This is a genomic window from Vibrio sp. 10N.222.55.B11, assembly GCF_041473705.1.
Lineage (GTDB): Bacteria > Pseudomonadota > Gammaproteobacteria > Enterobacterales > Vibrionaceae > Vibrio > Vibrio crassostreae_C.
On sequence record NZ_JBFRST010000001.1, the window covers coordinates 75,380 to 77,551 of the forward strand.

Genomic DNA, 2,172 nt, shown 5'->3' on the forward strand with positions numbered 1-2,172 from the left:
AGATTTCGAGGATGACCACGTTCCCAGAAGGCAGCCCCTTCTCTTGGGGGAATAAGCGCAACGGCTCGCTTAATCTCAATAGCAGCGTGACATGCTCTCGTGTCGTAAGCGCCATCACCAGACACCTTAAGGATACTTCGGCGTGTTTGTTTCAATAAGTTAGGGAGGACTTCTCCATCTGTAACCGTCGATAAACTTAGCTCGGCTCCAATAATTTCATGAGTGCTTGTATCAACTGCAATATGCAGCTTTCACCAGACTCTACGCTTGCCATCTGTCCCGTGTTTTTTGACTTTCCATTCACCTTCGCCATAAACCTTTAGGCCAGTCGCATCAATGGCTAGGTGCTGTATCGCTCCTTTCGTTTTTGTCTTAAATGAGACCTCAACTTGCTTTGCTCTACGACTGATGCAGGTGTAATGCGGACAGCTTAATGGAACATGGGCCAGTCTAAATATCGAGTTGATAAATCCTTGTAACGCTCTCAGTGGCATAGAAAACACGCGTTTCACCATGAGTGCTGTCGTGATAGCTAAATCACTGAATCGACGTGGCCTACCGCGCTTATTCTGTTTGCTTTGCGCCCACCCGCTAATCGCCTCTTCATCAATCCAAAAGGTCAGAGAGCCACGGTTAATGAGTGATTGGTTGTATTGCTGCCAGTTGGTTGTTTTGTAACGAGGTTTAGGCATAGAGCTACGAGTGAGAGTGGAGGTAGCTGATCAGATCGTAGGTTCTTGATTTAGTTCTATTGAATTACGCAACAAAGCCTATCGGCATAGCCTGCAGGCTTTTGAATGGCGAGGAAGTAGATATAGCCAGAGAGTTTTTCGTTACAGCTGGTACGCACAGATTTGAGTCGGTTGAAACTGTTATAGCTATAAAGCGTATAACAAAAAAGCGTATAACAAAGCTCTACATTTAAAGTCTCATATGCACCGCAAGCATGGTGTCACGCTGAATCCTAAAAAGGACATCAAGCCACTACTTGCAGTTGCCAAGAAATCGCGTAAATACCAATGGTTGAAGTAATATGATTCAATCGCCTTCCAGCAATCTGTGCTTAATCTTCACCAAGGCTTTAATAACTTCTTTAATCCGAAGTAGAAAGCGAAGTAGAAACGCGACAGAGGCTCCTTCGGGGCGAGTCCAATACACGGCAGAGGGACGAGCCTAATACTTAGTGGGAGAATCTGCTAGTTCTATGCCAGAGGAAGACATAAGTCGTAATCGAGTGAGTGTTACCACCCAACCCTCAGATTTCTTCTTTTCGAATCAGGGCAGGTAAAGCTCTCTCTAAACTTGGGGCCAGTTCAATTAGCCCGCTTGGGGTTTTCCGACCTAGAATTAGGTTTAATTATGCCGAAAAGTTATGCAAAAAGGAGCGTATGATTTGCCTTTTGCCGTTGTAGAAGACTAAGAGCTATAAAGTTTATCACGTCTGACGTAGGCTAAGGTCGCCCTTTCACGAATTAAGGAGGGCGTTAAAGGGAGAGGTTCTAGGCGGGATCGGCGAAGTTAAGGTTAACACCGTAACAATCTGAGCATGTGTGAATGCCAAATCAAGTGATGTGTTCTGCTGGGGTTCTGAGCAAAATAGGAAAAAGAAAAAAACGACATATGAGATCGTTGATGGTTACTGTCATGGAAGCTGGCCGGGAGCAACTAATGAGAAAATAAAACACTGCTCTCAACGGATCTTGTGGGACTTCCCTTTCGATATCAACCTCTAATCCATCAAGTAACGAGCTTAAAACCTAAAGAACATGAGTACTGCTGAGGACATTTTTCTGTTGAGATGTAACCAGTTCCGCTATTGGCATGCAAGATTCCCAAATCGTCTACTAATTAGATGGAGGATGAATTTTTCGGGGAAATGTGTTCAATACCCCAATCAGCTGTAAATCGTAGAACGATTAACAAGGATGCCGTGTTCGGCCAACGTATAACTTAGATTGGCAGAGCTCAAAGTCGTAGAGGCATACCAGCGAACACACCAAAGAAGGAGGTTAGGGCGAAGTTTTGCCATTTGAACTCAAAGTTGGCCAGAGGGCGGGATTCGTTAAAACTCTCTTCTGTATATACATTATTACTGCGCTTTTCTAAATTTTTCATTATAAATTATAAATTAATTATTATAAAAATAATGATTAAATATATATTTTATCATTG

At 43.3% G+C, this 2,172-nt stretch carries 1 pseudogene; it reads right to left on the reverse strand.

What is annotated here, in order from left to right:
• Positions 1-692: pseudogene (locus AB4503_RS00370) on the reverse strand (IS5 family transposase); the annotation flags it as partial.
• Positions 693-2,172: the final 1,480 nt, after the last annotated feature.